Source organism: Lactococcus muris (genome assembly GCF_042849115.1).
Taxonomy (GTDB): Bacteria; Bacillota; Bacilli; order Lactobacillales; family Streptococcaceae; genus Lactococcus; species Lactococcus muris.
Map to the genome: position 1 here is coordinate 1 of NZ_BAAFQO010000026.1, position 17,245 is coordinate 17,245.

Sequence of the window (17,245 nt, forward strand, 5' to 3'; positions counted from 1 at the left end):
ACTTTATTCAGTTTTCAATGGTCTATCATTCTCACAAGTCCCTCGCTTGCGACAACTATTATATTCTACCAAACTACTTACAAACTGTCAAGAATAAACTTTCCTTTTCCCCTTATTTTTTTATATGCATTCGGATATCCCCGCCGTTGTCACGTTTGTACGCTACTAAAAAATCAAACACGGCTGTGTCTGATTTACTGTTTTTTATCTTTTACCTTCAAGATAAACCATCAAAATGGAAATATCAGCCGGATTTACTCCTGAAATACGACTCGCTTGTCCTAAGGTTTCAGGATTTATTTTCTTGAATTTTTGTCGCGCTTCTGTCGCAATACTGTCCAAGGCATCCCAATTCATATTTTTAGGAATGCGTTTAGCTTCTAAACGGTGCATCTTTTCAACTTGTTCTTTTGCTTTTTTGATGTACCCCTCATAAGTAACTTCTGTTTCAATAAGTTCGATGACAGTTCGGTCAAGCTTTTCAGAAGATTCGCCGACAAACCTGACTACATCCGAATACTTTACTTCTGGACGTTTTAAAAATTCAAGCCCTGTCAAAGCATCTTTGATAGGCCCAAATCCCATCATGCCTAATTTTTCTTGTGTATCTGGGAGTGGCTTAAGTTTCTCTTTATTGAGACGAGTAATTTCTGTTTGATAAGAGTTTAGTTTTTCTTGGAAGGCTTCCCAACGTTCATCACTAACCAAGCCTATTTCACGACCAATGTGGGTTAAACGCATATCTGCATTATCATGACGTAAAATCAAACGGTATTCTGCGCGAGAAGTCAACAAACGATAGGGTTCTAGTGTTCCTTTGGTCACCAAATCATCAATCATAACTCCAATATAAGCATCGCTACGTTTGAGAATCAATTCTTCCTTGCCTTGAACTTTAAGGCTGGCATTAATTCCAGCAACTAATCCTTGCCCTGCTGCTTCTTCATAACCAGACGTACCGTTTGTTTGTCCTGCCGTAAAAAGGCCAGAAACAAGTTTTGTTTCCAATGTTGGACGGAGCTGGTGAGGTAAAACCACATCGTATTCAATGGCATAACCCGTACGCATCATTTTTGCATCTTCTAAACCAGGAATAGAACGTACCAAATCAAACTGAACATCTTCCGGTAAACTAGTAGATAAACCTTGGATATATACTTCTTCCGTATTCCGTCCTTCCGGTTCCAAGAAAAGTTGGTGGCGCGGTTTATCTGCAAAGCGTACAACTTTATCTTCTATTGAAGGACAATAACGTGGGCCGACACCTTTCACGATTCCAGAAAACATCGGCGCACGGTGTAAGTTTTCTTGGATAATCTCATGTGTCGTTTTACTCGTATACGTGAGCCAACAAGGGATTTGCTCTTGGAGGTAATCTTCATCTTTTGACAAAAAGCTAAAGTGATTAGGCTTTTCATCCCCTGGTTGAATTTCTGTTGCTTCGTAGTTAATGCTTGATGAAAGTACACGCGGTGGTGTCCCTGTTTTGAAACGTCCAATTTCAAATCCCAGATTGCGTAAATTATCAGCCAAGCTGACAGAAGCTAGAGAATTGTTCGGTCCTGAAGAATATTTAAGTTCTCCAATAATAATCTCGCCACGTAAGGCCGTTCCTGTAGTAACAATAACGGCTTGGGCAGAATATTTCGCTCCAGTTGTAACTTTTACTCCTGTTACTTTTTCATCTTCCACCAGAATTTCTTCTACCATGGCTTGACGTAGAGTCAGATTCTCTTGGTTTTCTACCGTATGTTTCATTTCCTGGGAGTAGAGTGCCTTGTCTGCTTGGGCACGTAAGGCACGAACTGCTGGACCTTTACCAGTATTCAACATCTTCATTTGAATATAGGTTTTATCAATGTTTCTCCCCATTTCTCCACCTAAGGCATCGATTTCACGGACGACTATTCCCTTAGCTGAGCCACCAATTGATGGATTACAAGGCATAAAAGCAACCATATCTAGATTAATAGTTAGTAAAAGTGTCTTTGTTCCCATACGGGCTGAGGCGAGTGCTGCTTCTACTCCAGCATGTCCAGCACCAATTACTATAACATCATATTTTTCTTGAAATTCCATAATTTCTCCATTTTTTCAAAATAAAAAGTCAAAGCCAGTGAAAAATACATGCAAAAAAAGCACATATCTTCCCGAGCCTTGACCATCGAGTTTTTATGTCAGAATTATTTTAACTCTTTTCAATATTTTTTTCAAGAGTATTTGACTAAGAGCTTTGATACTTTTCTTCTGTGTCACGATACAAAACCAAGGATTTAAGCACTTCTACCGTACGTGCTGACCCCTCCATCACTATCCGATCTTTTTCTTTGAAGGTCGGATCATGTTTACCAGTATAGTCAATGCTCCCATCAGCCAACTTAACTGGAATAGCTGTTCCTTTTGGATATATTTCAAATCTTGAGCCATTTTCTGGAGCAATCCCTTTGAGGTACATCCACAAATAAACTTGTCCTGTTTGTCCATTTATTCCCCCGTAACGGAGATTAAAATTACGTCCATTCTTCGCCACGGTATTTTCTAAAACATAGACCTTTCGGTCAGCAATATCGCTTTCTGGATTCATCCAATATCCATAGATAGATTCAAAATTTCCTACTTGTATCTGTTCAACATCTATTGGAGCAATGTGTTCTTCTTCTGGGGTCATCTCTTCTGCCAAAACTGTTGGAGCTATGGCTGGACGTATATCGTGGCGAACTGCAAAAATCAAAATGACCGCAGTAAGAACAAGAATAACATCGGTAATAACGAGAAGTTTTTTCATAAAGAACTCCCTTCTTTCCGGATTAAAAAATCATTATAAAATGATTATAGCAAAACAAGTTCTAAATCAATAATATTTTACTAATTCTCGCATTTTCAACAAACAAAAGAACCCTGAGGCCTACCCAGGATTCTTCTCATTTCAGTTCTTACTCATACCAAAGCTTCTTACAAAATTTAGAAGGCAATTCGCCTGATGATCTACGATAAGCCCAGCGTTTCTTATCTACTGGAAGCACATGCCAATCCTCCAGAAGCATCAAACTTTGATAGCGTTGGAGATATCCCGCGCATTCTTCACACTAGATTTCATCTCCTTTTTTCCAAAATGCTGTCAATAAGTCATCTTGGCTTTTGAATTCTTTGTAGTTTCTTGCCATTTTCAGCCATTCGCTCTTGTATTTTTTCAAAGCCTGATAGAAGTTTTCATATTCCTCTACTGATTGAATATCTTTCTGCCAGTCTTCAAAAAACCACCAAGGTTCATCATATCCTGACATTGTAATTACTCTATACATATTTCCTGCCCAGCTTCTTTTCTCTAGTATACATCTCTTGTTATGTATTGTAGCGAAAAAATATACTTTTGAGAAATATTTTGAACTATTTTATGGACGAATTGATATTTTCAATACAAAATTGAGCAAACTCTTCCAAGCGCTCGACTTTTTTTGTTAAATGCAGGAAACCTACAACTGCTTCGAATCCCGTAGATATGCGATAAGTGACAACATCTGTGTTCTTAGCTGTGGTCTTAGAATGTGAATTACGTCCTCTCTTGAAATAAAGAAGTTCTTCTTCTGTAAGAAAGTCGGTTTCTTGCATCTTACGTATAAGCGCTGCCTGTGCCTTAGCGGACACATATTGTACAGCTTGGCGTTGAAGTTCTCTGGGTTTTGTCAAGCCCTTATTCAACAAATAATCCCTAATAAAAACCTCATAAACGGCATCTCCAATGTAAGCCAACGCAATTCCATTAAGTAGTTCGGCATCTTTTTTATTCACGATGCCACCTCACACCTTGAGCAGTATCTTCAAGAATGATACCTTGTGCTTTCAGATTGTCGCGAATCTTGTCTGCTTGAGCAAAATCACGAGCTGCTCTTGCCACCTGTCTTGCTTCAATCATTGCTTCAATTTCTTTATCTAATTTTGTCTCCTCATCTTCAAATTTCAAACCAAAAATCAAAAGTACATCATCGAAAAAGGATTTGACTTCTGGACCACCATTTCCCTTATTTACCCATGTGATGAAATCATAAAAGACTGTCAAACCGTTAGCAATATTAAAGTCTTCATCCATAGCTTCTTCAAAATCTGTTTTGAATTGTTCAAGCACGGCCAGATCAGCCACTCCTGTTTCTTCAAGATTGCGGTAGGCATTTTCCAGCTTCTTTACATTGTTCTCCGCATCTTGCAAAGCGCTGTCTGTAAAATTAACTGGACGGCGATAATGTGTTGTTGCTAAGAAAAAGCGGAGTACTGTTGGATCTACAACTTCAAGCATTTCATGAACCGTTTTAAAGTTGCCCAATGACTTGGACATTTTTTCACCACTAACATTGACAAAGCCATTGTGCATCCAGTAGTTGACAAATTTCTTCCCTGTTTTTGCTTCTGATTGTGCGATTTCATTTGTATGATGAGGAAATTCTAAGTCTGCTCCTCCCGCATGGATATCCAAAGTGTCGCCTAAAATATCACTGCTCATAACAGAACATTCGATATGCCATCCTGGGCGTCCTTGACCCCAAGGGCTTTCCCAAGAGATTTCTCCTTTTTTCGCAGTCTTCCACAAAGCAAAATCAGCAGGACTTTCTTTACGCATCATTTCCTCGTCAATACGACCTGAGGCGCCTTGCAACAACTCTTCTAAGTTTTTATTGGCTAGTTTTGCGTAACCTTTTGACTTTGCTACACGGAAGTAAACATCACCTGCTGCTTCATAGGCAAAGCCTTTATCCATCAAATCTTGGATAAACACAATCATTTTATCAATATAGTCTGTAGCACGTGGGTTAGCACTGGCACGCTTTACATTGAGCGCATCAATATCCTGATAAAAGGCTGATATATATTTGTCAGATAACTCCAAGGGTGTTAATTGTTCTTCCGCCGCTCCTTTGATAATCTTATCGTCAACATCCGTAAAGTTAGAAACATAAGTCACTTCAAAACCACGGTATTCCATATATTTGCGAATAAGATCAAAAGCAACAACCGAGCGCGCATTTCCAATATGGATATAGTTATAAACGGTCGGTCCACAGACATACATCTTGACTTTATTTGGCTCAATCGGATGAAAGTCCTCGACTTGTCTTGTCAACGTGTTATAAATGCGAAGCATGATAGCTGGCCTCCCTTTTTTCTTCTATCGTTGAAATTTTCTCTGAGTCTTTTTTCCCTTTAACTCGGACAACCTTGGCTGGAATCCCCACAACTGTAACGTCAGCTGGAACATCACTGACCACAACGGCACCTGCACCAACCTTGGCATTTTCTCCGACTTCTATCGGTCCAAGCAACTGTGAATGAGCTGAAATTAGAGCACCTTTGCGTACTGTAGGGTGACGTTTGCCTTTTTCTTTTCCAGTCCCTCCCAAAGTAACACCATGATAAAGTTTCACATCTGTTTCAACTATAGCTGTTTCTCCAATAACTAGACCAGATCCATGATCGATAAAAACACCGTGTGCAATGGTTGCTCCAGGATGAATTTCTATCTGAGTCCAAAAGCGCCAAAACTGTGAGTGCATTCTGGCTAAAAGTTTTAAGTTATGCCGCCAAAGCCAATGACTGAAACGGTGAGCTGCTAAAGCCTTGATTCCGGGATAAGTCAAGAGAACTTCTAGCCCAGTTCGTGCAGCAGGATCGTTTTCCTTTGTAACACGGATGGCTTCCTGCCAGAAGCCCCTCTTTTTGTTTTTCATATTTATTCATTATACCAAAAAAGCAGCAAAACTGCTTTTTCCTCAACATCAGGGTGTATCAAAATTCAAGGCATTGGGATTAGTTTACCTGTCGCGTAATACGGCCGAGAGAAACTTTTTCTACCCTTTGCTAAGTCTGGATTTTTGTTCCAATTTTCCCCTCTATTACTCCGGCTTCGTTGTCGATAACTCTGGAAATTCTTCATCGACAACTGTTGTTTTACGTTCAGAACGTTCAAACTTGTGTTGAGTCGACTTTGCTTCTTTATCCTTAGAATGTCCGCGACGACCATGGCCGTTATTTCCCTTCCGGTGCTCACGTGACTTATGTTCCGGTGTGTTATAGTCCTTAGGTTTTTCTGTCAAAATGCGCATAGAAGCATCTACACGACCTTTATCATCAATTTTAGTAACCTTGACTTTAACTGTATCACCAATTTTGACGATGTCTTCCACCTTACTTGTCCGCTCCCATGCCAGTTCTGAAATATGAACCATGGCATCTGTGGTACCAAAGAGATGTACAAATGCACCAAATTTTTCAATTCGAACCACCTGTGCTTCATAGATGTCTCCCACCTTGGCTTCGCGTACCAGCTCTGTAATGATTGCCTTAGCACGATCAATAGCTTCCTGATCAGGCGAGAAGATAGAACAAAGTCCCTCTTCATCAATATCAATTTTTACGCCAGTTTCTTCAATTATTTTATCAATGGTTTCTCCACCTTTACCGATAACAATCTTAATCTTATCAATATCAATCTTAATGCTATCGATTTTAGGGGCTGATGGTGCAAGATCTGGACGAGGCTCGGATATAGTCGCTTCAATCACATCTAAAATTTCAAACCGTGCACGCTTGGCTTGTGCCAAAGCCTCGGCTAAAATCTCGGCTGTAATCCCTGCAATTTTGATATCCATTTGGAGAGCGGTAATCCCCTCTCGTGTTCCTGCTACCTTAAAGTCCATATCACCAAAATGGTCTTCCAAACCTTGGATATCTGTTAAGATGGTATAGTTAGCTCCATCAGAAATCAAGCCCATGGCAATCCCAGCCACAGGAGCCTTGATAGGCACACCACCGGCCATTAAAGCTAATGTTCCTGCACAGATTGAAGCTTGCGACGAAGAACCATTAGACTCTAGAACTTCAGCGACCAAGCGCACAGCATAAGGAAATTCTTCCAGGGAAGGCATAACTTGCTCAAGTGCGCGTTCGCCAAGTGCTCCGTGTCCAATTTCACGGCGCCCTGGAGCCCCGTAACGTCCCGTTTCACCTACAGAATACTGGGGGAAATTATAGTGATGAACAAAACGTTTTTTATACTCTGCATCTAGGCCATCAATAACTTGAGCTTCGCCCATTGGTGCCAATGTCAACGTGGATAACGCTTGTGTTTGCCCACGAGTAAAAAGAGCAGAGCCATGCGTAATTGTATTAGGAGTAAAGTCAATCTCAGCTTCTAAAGGACGAATCTCATCAACTTTACGTCCATCAGGCCGAACTTTGTCTTCTGTGATAAGACGGCGGACTTCTGTATGCTCCATCCCTTCCAGAATTTCAGAGACATCACGCATAATCCGTTCAAAGTCTTCATGATGGGCATATTTTTCTTCGTATTCTGCTCTTACCCGCTCTTTGACTGCTGAAGTTGCTGCCTCACGCGCAAGCTTTTCCTCTACTTGAACTGCCGCTTGCAAAGCTCCATTGTGCTCAGCAATGATGGCCGCCTTGAGCTTTTCATCTACTTGCAGAAGTTCAACCTCTGCTTTCTCTTTACCCACTTTGGCCACGATTTCATTTTGAAAATCAATCAGCTCCTTGATTGCTTCGTGTCCTGCAAGCAAGGCTTCTAACATGACCTCCTCTGAAAGTTCTTTAGCTCCAGACTCGACCATATTGATAGCAGCACTATTCCCTGCCACAGCCAAATCCAGAGCTGAAGCTTGTGCTTGAGCCACATCTGGATTGATTACAACTTGACCGTTTATGTAGCCTACTTCGACACCCGCAATAGGGCCATCAAATGGAATATCGGAAATGGCAAGCGCAAGTGAGCTCCCAAACATAGCAGCCATGCGTGCACTCGCATTTTCATCATAGGAAAGCACCGTGTTTATAACTTGAACCTCATTGCGAAAACCTTCTGCAAACATTGGACGGATTGGGCGATCGATTAAGCGAGCGGTCAGGGTAGCATAAGTTGACGGACGTGCTTCACGTTTATTGAAACCTCCTGGAAACTTCCCAGCTGCATACATTTTTTCTTCATAGTTGACTTGCAAGGGGAAAAAATCTCCCGTTGCCATTTTTTTTGACATTGTTGCCGCGGTAAGAACAGTAGTATCTCCATAACGGACAACCACAGAACCATTAGCCTGTTTCGCGACTTGTCCTGTTTCAACAACAAGCTCACGGCCTGCAAAATTCATTTTAAAAGTTTCTTTTGTCATTTTTTCTCCCACTTTTCGAGACTTTTAGTGCCTGTCTTTTCTATCCAAAAATCAATTTTCTTTTGATAAGGAAACTCATTTTTGTATAGAACAGCACTGTGCTCATTATACTATATTTTTCATGATAAAAAAAGCTTAGAGAGACTAATACTGACACCTTTCACACGGTAACATCTCTGAAAAGAAGCGCTTCTTTTGATTTAGCGATTGAACAAAATTTGGCACACTTTTCTGACCAGAAATATCCGTTTTTGATTTTGCAGGATTACAATTGATGTTTCCTATTCAATAGGGTATGTTATAATGAAAATAATTTTTAAATTTTATCTGAAAAGGAAAATGTGATGCGTGTCGTCAACTCATTACGAAATTCATCTTTTACCGTTATCCAAAAGATAATTGGCTTAATTTTGGGTTTTGTCACTCGAACAGTTTTTATTCATACACTAGGCATTAGTTACCAAGGTCTTAATGGTCTTTTCACCAGCATTCTTTCGATGCTCTCCATCGCCGAATTGGGCATCGGTAGTGCCATTGTTTTCAACATGTATCGCTATATTGCAGAAAATGATACTGAAACGATGAAATCCCTTATGCGCTTTTATCGTACCGCCTATCAGATAGTTGCTTCTGTCGTCATGACTCTTGGCCTTCTATTAATGCCTTTTTTGAACTTTTTCAGTTCTTATCAAGGAATCCATGACAATATTTTTATTATATATCTTCTCTTTTTGACAAACAGTGTGGCAGGCTATCTTTTTAGTTATAAACGCAGCATTTTGTATGCCGATCAAAAAAATTATATCGTTAACATCTTCGATACACTCTACACCTTACTTGTTAATATTGCCTACATCTTTGTCCTCTATGTCTTCCAGAGTTTCACACTTTACCTTATCGCAGCTCTAGTTCTTTCAATTATTGAAAATATCTTTATTCAAATTTATGCGGATAAGCGATACCCTTGGCTTAAAGAAAAAAACATTCGAAAATTAGAACCTGAAATTCTACAGCGCTTCAAAAAACAAATCTATGGTATGTTTTATCATAATATCGGAACCTTTATAGTGATGGGTTCTGACAGTTTGATCATCACAAAGTTTCTGGGATTAACAACAATGGGTTTATATTCTAACTATAGTTTAATCACGGGCAATCTATCTGGACTGTTAATGGCTGCTCTTGGTGGTTTGACTGCAAGCATTGGAAATCTTTTGACTGAGAAAAATGTGAATAAGTCCTTTGATGTCTATAAAAATATTAGCTTTGCTACCTTCTGGATTTTTTCAACTTTTTCTGCAGCTATACTTCTTACTATGCAGCCTTTTGTTCTTGTTTGGCTAGGGGATAAATTTACATTGAGCTTCCCTGTTCTTATCATGATTGTACTGAACTTCTATATCTTGGGGATGCGCAAACCCATTCGACTCTTTCAAGACGCAGCAGGGATTTTTTATGAAAACCGCCATATCCCTGTGATTGGAGCTGCATTGAATCTAGGACTTTCACTCCTCTTTATCAATTTTATGGGACTAGCCGGTGTACTTCTAGGTACTTTTTTGAGTACGCTTATCCTCTACGGCTATAGTTTTCCTAAATATATTTATTCTCCACTTTTTGGTCGCCCTATTTCTGATTATGTTGTTGAACAGGTAAAATACCTCAGTGTCTTTGTACTCCTTTTACTTTTGAGTAGTCTTTCTACTTTGTTGTTAAATCAGCTGAGCAACAGTTGGTTAAATCTGGCTCTTAGTTTAATTTTGGCTCTAATCCTCCCCAACGGACTCCTTTTACTCCTTTACCACCGTAAGCCTGAGTTCCGCTATTTCAAACATCTCCTCTATGGTCTAATAAAACGGGCTTGACTTATGTACACTCCTTACTCCAAAAAGTGCCTATCAGTGATTGATAAGCATTTTTATTTAAGTTATTCCTTCAAATTTTCAATTTATAATACCATTTCAAAAACTGGTAGTAAGGTAACGGTAGTTTTAAAAGACGTTTCAGAAAAGCCCCTTTCCAACTTTTTTGAAAATCTCTAAAAAACTCGCGCGGTTTGAAGAGATAAGTAAACAATCCTTTTGGTGCAGCCAAAGAGTAAATTTCTCCCTCGTTTTCTAAAGTCAGCTCTCCCAAAGCTTTAACTTCCGAAGCACGAGGAAACTTAATCACTTGCTGAAAACCACTGAACCAAAACTTCGCATCCTCCTTATGCCAGTAAGGACTATTTGCTGGTATTTCTTTTGCAAAATTCTCTACAAATGCTAAAGCTCCTGCTTGAATCGCCAAAAGATTAATCTGGTCTTGACTTCCTTCCTCGTGAAGAAATTCTTCTAATTTGGGCACGATACGGTTTTTTTCTTTTTCGAAACCAATGCAGGAACCTTCTTGAGGCTGAAAAAGACGTTCAAAAATGGGAAAATTCACTCCCATAAATTTATAGTAAGCTATGTCGTGTTGTCTATCAAAAAGGTAGCCTTTACTATGCTCTAACACCGGTTCAGCTCTTCTGGGTAAAATTCCTGCGTAATAGCCTCTAATACTGTTTATATTCAGTTGATCCTTTAATGAATAAAGCGCCGTTTCTAAGGTTCCATGCCAGCCTATATCAAAAATAGCAATATCTCCTTGGATATCTTCCTGCTCAAAATAAGCTTGTAAAAGCTCTGCTTCCTGTTGACTGTTTTGAATAATCTGTGGAAAAAACTGCCTTAGAGCTTTATAAGCTTCTTGGTGCGCTAGGAGTTCTTTTGTGTCTTTAAATACCATATCGCGCAATGACGGAGGCAAGGTTGCCACATCTTTCTTCGCCACCCCCAACTTCATCAAGGCTTTGCCAAAGTGAGTTTTAAGATAAGGATATTTGATAAAAAGTTCTTCAAGGTTTCGACTGTCTTTCAAAGTGGGTACAGCAAAACTGCGCCGCGAAGCATAGATATAACTGCTCTCCAGTTTTTTGTCTTGCCCCTCCTCAGCTAAAAAAAGTAAATCAAATGCTCGTTTGACCATGTAGCCATCCCGCGCTAAAAATAGAATTCTCTTTAAACCATTTTTTCTTACTTCTTGATGAAGCCATATGCTCATTCCAAAAAGATAAGGACCAAAAGAGCGGTACCCAAACTTGTAATACTCATCATCTTGATTCTTCAAATGAAGCGAAATATGTTGTTCCAAGTACTCGTCGTACAATGTAGCCCCTCCCTACTTTTTGAAAGCAAATAAAACATCGCGCAAGCGCCCGCTCATGCTATCATAGTATTTCCAGTCTTTCACTATTTGTCCAAACACTCCGAAGAATTTGTTATCACGTGCCAGAGCATGACGTTTTACATAAAAGTTATGATAAGCTTTTGCTTTTGGGGCATATTGCGAGCCTCGTGCACGCAATACTTGATACAGAACATCATAAAAGCCAACAAACTTATACAGTTCAGCGACATGAACATGTTTTGACGATTTTATAGTCAAAAGACGCTCTCCTGTAGCATTTCGGTCATGCAGTAAATGTGTGCCTACAACACGATTCAGATTATAGCCTGTCCCTGTCAAACTCGAGAGTGCAGCAACAAGCACATCATGTGTGATGTTGTATTCTGGTTTCCAATACTTAACGACATCTGCAATAAACCGGCGGCGCATACCGACAACCCAACCTACACGATAAGAAGAATAAGCAAAACGCGGCGGATATTTTGAAAACTCTTGATGCTTATCAAACTCAAAATACTTGAACCAAGTCGGCAGGTCGGCGACATCTTCCGAAACTTTTTTAACCTCGATATCTGCTGACAATACTTCTATTTCTGGATGTCTCTCCATAAGCCGAACTTGTCGGAGATTCTTGTCTGAATACCAAATGTTGTCTTGGTCCGAGAAAAAAGCTATTTCAATATCATGTTCCAAACTATCCACTAAGAGCTGACGAAAATTCAAGCGCCAGCCCATATTTTTTTCATTAACTTTGACAATCCAGTTTGTTAGCTTGTATTTCTCAATATAAGTTTTTAAAAACTCTACAGTATTGTCTGTGGAACAGTCGTCTCGAAACAGAACAAAATCAGGCGCTAAGTCCTGTTTCCGAATCGTATCCAATTGTCTTTTCAGTAGTCTTTCGCCATTATAAGTAGCAACAAGTACAGCAGTTGTCGTCATTTTTTATCTTTCCAATACCAGCGGTAATAATTGTGATTGCGAACAGCTTTTTTCTTGGGTGGATTACGCCAATCTCCGTAAAGTTCGCTCAGGTAGACATCATGATTTTTAATTTTTTTTAGCTTTAAGTTTTCAAAATCAGTGTCTTCATACTCTGTGAAGATAGCCTTATCAAAATAGCCTGTTTTCTTTGGCGGCGACCACACAAAGTTACAAAACTTCTGATTTTGATTGTTATATTTTTGCATGAGCAAGTCTACTTTCTCAGCTAAAATTTTACTGTGTCCCTTATAGTGCAAATGATAGGGCAGCCACAAAAGGGTTTTTGCTATAAAATACAAACGTTTCTCAGAACTGGCATAGGAAAGCCCCTTCGGAGCAGACGAAACCAAGTGTGTAACTGCGGTACGGACTTTTTTCTTAAAACGCTCTCCCTCAATTTTATCTGCAGGCAAGCTATCTAAAGGAAAAATATCAATAAAAATCCCCGTTCCCCTATTCAAAGTATCTAAGTCACTCACAAAATAAGTTCGATTATCATATAATTTTGCAAAAGGAAGATAAGCAACATGGCTCTTATAATATAAAAGGGTAAAATGTTCTGGCAAGTGCTCCATGAGAGTCGCCATTAAACGCTCATAGTTGGGACGTGTAAGCATCATATCGATATCATCATCCCACGGGATATAGCCTTTATATTTTACTGATCCAAGTAATGTTCCAGCGCTAATAGAGTAGTCTATTCCCTGCTCACGACAAACTTTATCAATATAAGCCATGAGTTCTAATTGAAGAGCACGTTGCTCCTCTTTTGTTATTTCTTTCATTCTTCCCTATCCTTAGTAGCATTTATCAGCCATTTGACACCTAAGTATAACAAATTTATGATTCTTCCTCAACATTTGTCATGTTGGTGCACATAGCTCATTAAAGTCAAAAGCCTCAGTCAAATTGCTCCCCAACATATGTGTTATCTTCCATACTCAGGCAATTAAAACAAATTATTAAGTACTCAAAACTGTTGCTAGGGGGTGCTGATATCGCTTGCTTCTCTCCTCTTAAATTTTTGTTATTGTCCATTTGGCTGATGAAAAGGACGAATTTTGGGAGAACATTTACTAAAACAAGAGTAAGCAAGGAAAGGGAGGATGTGTCTAATCTCCAAAGCCTCACCTTTCTCCTTCCTCAAGTCCTTTCCAAAATTTATGTTTTTGAAGCATGTAGTCTAGCACATCTGTCTGATATACTTGCTTCAAAAACTCTCTGGAGAGTATCTCTTTCGCTTTCCCTTGAGATAAGATTTTTCCCTCCTTTAAAATTAAAATGTTTTCAGAGAAAGAGAGGGCTAAATCAATATCATGAAAAACAGCAATCACTGTTTTTCCTTGATCAAAGTATTCCTCTATATACCGCAACATTTCGAGCTGATAATGGATATCCAAATGATTGTTTGGCTCATCCAGTAAAATAATTTTAGGATTTTGCAAAAGTGTACGAGCGAAAAAGACACGTTGTAGCTGTCCGCCGGAGAGTTTAGAAAGCTCTTGATCTCTTATATTCTCCAAATCAAGAGCCTCCATTACCTGCAAAACACGGGCCTTATCTTTTGCTCGCGCAACTGCCATAAAGCTTTTTCTCAGTTGTGTATATAAACCCATCATCAGGGTTTCATATACAGAGTAGGAAAAATACATTGACGTATTTTGCGATAAAAGTGCAACCTTTTCAGCTAGTTCAATTCTTTTGAAATCTCTTAGTGAGCGATTGCTAAGTTTGATTTCTCCCCTATATTCTACTAAGCCAGATAAACTCTTTAAAAGCGTGGACTTCCCGCTGCCGTTAGGTCCTAGTATAGCCAGTCTTTGACCGGTTCCAACGGATAAATTTATATCTGTAAGAACTTGCTGCCCCGGGTAAGTAACGCTCAATTTTCTAACCTCTAGCATCTTATTTTTTTCCTTTCCTAAAGAAGATATGACAGAAAAAGGGCGCCCCAATCAGAGCAGTCACTGCTCCAATAGGTATTTCCCTTGGGGCGATAATGCTTCTCGCTAAAGTATCTGCAATGACACAAAGAATTCCTCCTAAAAGAGCCGAACTTGGCAGAACCCACTTGTGAGTTGCTCCAAATAATCGTCGAGCAATATGTGGTGCAATTAAATCTACAAAGCCAATCACTCCAGTCATTGCTACACTGACTCCAGTTAACAAGGTCGAAAAACCAATTAAAATAAACTTCGTACGTTTAACTTCAACGCCTTGACTTAAAGCAAACTCATCTCCAAAGCTCAAGATATCCATTTCTCTATGAAAATAAAACAAGAAAAAGAAACCGAATACTAACATCGAGGAAAGAAGCCACACATTTTCCCAAGAGGCCCCCGAAAAACTTCCCAACTGCCAGAAAAAGATACGCTGCATATAATCAGGAGAAAAGGTCATGATTACAGTTAAAAACGCATTGACAAACAATGAAAAAACTAGTCCAACAAGAATAACTGTCTGATTGTCCAAACTGCTAGAAAATCATTGGGTAAAGAGCAAAACCATAAAAACTGTTATCAGCCCAAAAATAAAGCCACCAGCACTCATTGCGATTGTTGGTGTAGCAAAACTGAGCCCTAGCAGCATAACAATTGAAGCACCTAAAGAAGCACCAGAGGATACTCCTAAAGTGTAAGAAGATGCTAGAGGATTTTGGAGCAGAGACTGCATCACTGTTCCACTAGCACCTAAGGCTAGACCAGTAAGAAAGCTTAAAACTATCCGAGGCAACCTTACTTCAAGGATAATGTTCTCTAGAAGTGGAGAAATATTTTTCGACTTTCCTGCAACTATACTGATGAAGTCGTTTAAAGGAATATGTACACTTCCTAAACTTATACTTATCAACATTGCCACCAAAGACACAACAAAAAGCAAAAGAAGGCGTTGTGTTTTGTTTCTACTCAAGATTCTTGAATACATCTGGATACACCACTTTTGCCATTTCTTTCATCGCCCCAACTATATGTTGATTGGGAAGGGAACTTCTGCCGTTATCAATATAATAAACAGCTTTGTTTTTCACTGCTTTGACTTCTTTCCAGGTGTTCATCTTGAGAATATCATCCACTGGATGAGGCATATAGTTTACATTTGTTAAAATCACGTCAGGATTGGATAAAATGGCAGCTTCTTCTGAAATTTTTACTGCACCAGTTTCTTTTGCCATTACATTAGTAGCACCGATGGTTTCAATCATTTCATTGATAAAGGTTTCTTTCCCCATACTGTAAATCTCTGGCGAGGCAGCAATTTCAAATAATACGGTTTTTTTATGAGTGATTGTTTTGGCTTGTTTTTTTAAGGCAGTGATATCCTTTTCCATCTTCGAAATGATTGCCTGCCCCTTTTCTTTTTGATTCACAGTCAGTGCTACGAGACGGATATTGTCTTTGATTTCTTTAAAATTCTTTTCCGCTGGTAAAACAACAACTGTCGTACCTTTTTCCTTAATCTTTTCAATCTTGTCAGAAGATTGAAACATCGTGAGATCTGTTACAAATACCACTTCTGGCTTAAGTGCCATTATTTTCTCGAGATCCAAATTCATCATATCTGACTGTTCCAAGTTTTCCAAATTCTTGACATACTTGGGACTTTGGCTATCAACAGCGATAAGCTTATCTTTTTGTCCAAGGTCATCAATCACTTGTGTAACCGCTGGTGAAAGGGAAACGATTCTGCTGATGTTGCTCGGAATACTTATTTTTTCACCCTGAACTGTCGTAATCTCAACCTCAGAATGTGAATTTTCTTTAGTCTTCTCATTATTTTTTGCACAGGCTGATAAACTTAAAATTATAAGCAATAGCCCGATTTTTAATATTTTATTTTTCATTTTTCTCTTGCCTTACTAGAAAAGCTTCTACATTTGTAAGAACTTTTACTCACTTCTCCTATCTTTATACATATAAAAGAAGAAAGAAAAAACAAGTAAAACTTTTTATTATTCCTCATTTATTCTTCTTTCTCCAAACCCCTCACATCTTACACTGCACCACAGTAGACGGAGGGAGGCTTAAGGAGCATTATTTCCTACCCACAGACTTCTTGAATTACTTCAGATTATCCTTGGGCCAACTATCGCTCTCATTTTATCATGATTTCAACCTTATTTCTACCTTTTCCCCATCTGAATTCCACTGTAAAAAACGGCGAGAGCTTCTTCTCCCAATCATCTTTTACCTCTTGAATTTATAATTTAAGTGCAACAGAAAAAAGACTATTCATAAATCCAGTATAATAAGTTTGTCGAGAACATTATTAAGCTGGAGGAAATATGAATAGTCCCTACACTCATCTTACAATATTTGAACGAGAAAGTATATTTTTGTGGTCATCACAAAAGGTTTCTGTGCGTGAAATCGCTAGACGCTTAAATCGGAGTGTCTCCACAATTTCAAGGGAGCTTAAAAGAAATAGTGTTAATCAGGACTACTCTCCAACGGTTGCCCAAAGCAAATACCAGAGCAGAAAAAGTCATTGTGGAAGAAAAGCAATCTTCACCAATCGTCAATATTGGGAGAAAGTGAGACACTTATTCGTTGATTTACAATGGTCTCCTGAACAAATCTCTGCACGATTAAAGCATGAAGATTCGGAAGTACAGGTCAGTTATACAACCCTCTATAGGGCAATCTATAATGGCCTATTTGAGCTTGAAAAATTAAGTCATGGTAATCGTGGGTTAATTCGTTCACTGCGTCATAAAGGGAAAACTAGGCACACGAAAGGACATCAAGAAAAGAGGGGGAAAATCCCTATCTCCCATACCATTCATGAACGTCCAGAAAGTGCCAATCAACGTCTGGAGATTGGACATTGGGAAGCCGATACTGTAGCTGGAAAGACTGGTGGTTCATGCTTGGTTACGCTCA

13 protein-coding genes and 2 pseudogenes are annotated in these 17,245 nt (G+C 39.1%); 2 read left to right on the forward strand and 13 right to left on the reverse strand.

Going from position 1 to position 17,245, the window contains the following annotated elements:
* Positions 1-204 precede the first annotated feature (204 nt).
* From mnmG to pnp, 7 genes and pseudogenes are all read right to left on the reverse strand, one after another.
* Entirely contained in the window at positions 205-2,079 is a 1,875-nt protein-coding gene (mnmG, locus tag ACGHCK_RS10865) for a tRNA uridine-5-carboxymethylaminomethyl(34) synthesis enzyme MnmG (RefSeq protein ID WP_251423656.1), read from the reverse strand.
* A gap of 145 nt (positions 2,080-2,224) precedes the next feature.
* Positions 2,225-2,785 (reverse strand): hypothetical protein, encoded by a 561-nt coding sequence (locus ACGHCK_RS10870; protein WP_271328335.1) that lies wholly within the window; start codon positions 2,783-2,785, stop codon positions 2,225-2,227.
* Positions 2,786-2,933: 148 nt separating this feature from the next.
* Positions 2,934-3,302: pseudogene (locus ACGHCK_RS10875) on the reverse strand (DUF1033 family protein).
* Positions 3,303-3,387: 85 nt separating this feature from the next.
* On the reverse strand, positions 3,388-3,789 hold the full coding sequence (locus ACGHCK_RS10880; RefSeq protein ID WP_251423650.1) for a Mini-ribonuclease 3: 402 nt from the start codon (positions 3,787-3,789) through the stop codon (positions 3,388-3,390).
* Positions 3,782-5,134 carry a cysteine--tRNA ligase gene (cysS, locus tag ACGHCK_RS10885; protein WP_251423647.1) on the reverse strand — a complete coding sequence of 451 codons (1,353 nt, stop codon included), beginning with the start codon at positions 5,132-5,134 and terminating at the stop codon, positions 3,782-3,784. Before cysS ends, ACGHCK_RS10880 begins: the two co-directional genes overlap by 8 nt.
* Entirely contained in the window at positions 5,118-5,717 is a 600-nt protein-coding gene (gene cysE / locus ACGHCK_RS10890; protein WP_251423644.1) for a serine O-acetyltransferase, read from the reverse strand. Before cysE ends, cysS begins: the two co-directional genes overlap by 17 nt.
* A 165-nt stretch (positions 5,718-5,882) precedes the next feature.
* On the reverse strand, positions 5,883-8,171 hold the full coding sequence (pnp, locus tag ACGHCK_RS10895; RefSeq protein ID WP_251423641.1) for a polyribonucleotide nucleotidyltransferase: 2,289 nt from the start codon (positions 8,169-8,171) through the stop codon (positions 5,883-5,885).
* A 344-nt stretch (positions 8,172-8,515) separates the two neighbouring features.
* On the opposite strand from pnp, the gene ACGHCK_RS10900 reads away from it, so the two are divergent.
* A complete protein-coding gene (locus tag ACGHCK_RS10900) occupies positions 8,516-10,036 on the forward strand; it encodes a lipopolysaccharide biosynthesis protein (RefSeq protein WP_251423637.1) in 1,521 nt (506 codons plus the stop codon).
* Positions 10,037-10,106: 70 nt separating this feature from the next.
* Here ACGHCK_RS10900 and ACGHCK_RS10905 read toward each other — a convergent pair whose 3' ends face one another.
* The 6 genes and pseudogenes from ACGHCK_RS10905 to ACGHCK_RS10930 all read right to left on the reverse strand — a co-directional run bounded on the left by ACGHCK_RS10905 (position 10,107) and on the right by ACGHCK_RS10930 (position 16,206).
* On the reverse strand, positions 10,107-11,360 hold the full coding sequence (locus ACGHCK_RS10905; RefSeq protein WP_251423634.1) for a glycosyl transferase: 1,254 nt from the start codon (positions 11,358-11,360) through the stop codon (positions 10,107-10,109).
* A gap of 12 nt (positions 11,361-11,372) precedes the next feature.
* The gene (locus tag ACGHCK_RS10910; RefSeq protein WP_202230580.1) at positions 11,373-12,323 is read right to left on the reverse strand and encodes a glycosyltransferase; all 951 of its coding nucleotides are present in this window, start codon (positions 12,321-12,323) and stop codon (positions 11,373-11,375) included.
* Positions 12,320-13,150: a LicD family protein gene (locus ACGHCK_RS10915; protein ID WP_202230581.1), complete on the reverse strand. Its 831-nt coding sequence runs from the start codon at positions 13,148-13,150 to the stop codon at positions 12,320-12,322. The genes ACGHCK_RS10910 and ACGHCK_RS10915 overlap by 4 nt, the downstream gene beginning before the upstream one ends.
* 342 nt (positions 13,151-13,492) lie before the next feature.
* Positions 13,493-14,269 (reverse strand): ABC transporter ATP-binding protein, encoded by a 777-nt coding sequence (locus ACGHCK_RS10920; protein ID WP_251423631.1) that lies wholly within the window; start codon positions 14,267-14,269, stop codon positions 13,493-13,495.
* Between the two features lies 1 nt (position 14,270).
* Positions 14,271-15,290 (reverse strand): annotated as a pseudogene (locus ACGHCK_RS10925) (FecCD family ABC transporter permease).
* Positions 15,268-16,206 carry an ABC transporter substrate-binding protein gene (locus ACGHCK_RS10930; protein WP_251423625.1) on the reverse strand — a complete coding sequence of 313 codons (939 nt, stop codon included), beginning with the start codon at positions 16,204-16,206 and terminating at the stop codon, positions 15,268-15,270. The pseudogene ACGHCK_RS10925 and the gene ACGHCK_RS10930 overlap by 23 nt, the downstream one beginning before the upstream one ends.
* Positions 16,207-16,647: 441 nt before the next feature.
* On the opposite strand from ACGHCK_RS10930, the gene ACGHCK_RS10935 reads away from it, so the two are divergent.
* A partial coding sequence (locus tag ACGHCK_RS10935; protein ID WP_394304441.1) for an IS30 family transposase occupies positions 16,648-17,245 on the forward strand: 598 nt, incomplete at its 3' end.

Coding starts and splice junctions, on each gene's coding strand:
- mnmG (WP_251423656.1), bottom strand. CDS start 2,079: ATGGAATTTCAAGAAAAATATGATGTTATAGTAATTGGTGCTGGACAT.
- ACGHCK_RS10870 (WP_271328335.1), bottom strand. CDS start 2,785: ATGAAAAAACTTCTCGTTATTACCGATGTTATTCTTGTTCTTACTGCG.
- cysS (WP_251423647.1), bottom strand. CDS start 5,134: ATGCTTCGCATTTATAACACGTTGACAAGACAAGTCGAGGACTTTCAT.
- cysE (WP_251423644.1), bottom strand. CDS start 5,717: ATGAAAAACAAAAAGAGGGGCTTCTGGCAGGAAGCCATCCGTGTTACA.
- pnp (WP_251423641.1), bottom strand. CDS start 8,171: ATGACAAAAGAAACTTTTAAAATGAATTTTGCAGGCCGTGAGCTTGTT.
- ACGHCK_RS10900 (WP_251423637.1), top strand. CDS start 8,516: ATGCGTGTCGTCAACTCATTACGAAATTCATCTTTTACCGTTATCCAA.
- ACGHCK_RS10910 (WP_202230580.1), bottom strand. CDS start 12,323: ATGACGACAACTGCTGTACTTGTTGCTACTTATAATGGCGAAAGACTA.
- ACGHCK_RS10915 (WP_202230581.1), bottom strand. CDS start 13,150: ATGAAAGAAATAACAAAAGAGGAGCAACGTGCTCTTCAATTAGAACTC.
- ACGHCK_RS10920 (WP_251423631.1), bottom strand. CDS start 14,269: ATGCTAGAGGTTAGAAAATTGAGCGTTACTTACCCGGGGCAGCAAGTT.
- ACGHCK_RS10930 (WP_251423625.1), bottom strand. CDS start 16,206: ATGAAAAATAAAATATTAAAAATCGGGCTATTGCTTATAATTTTAAGT.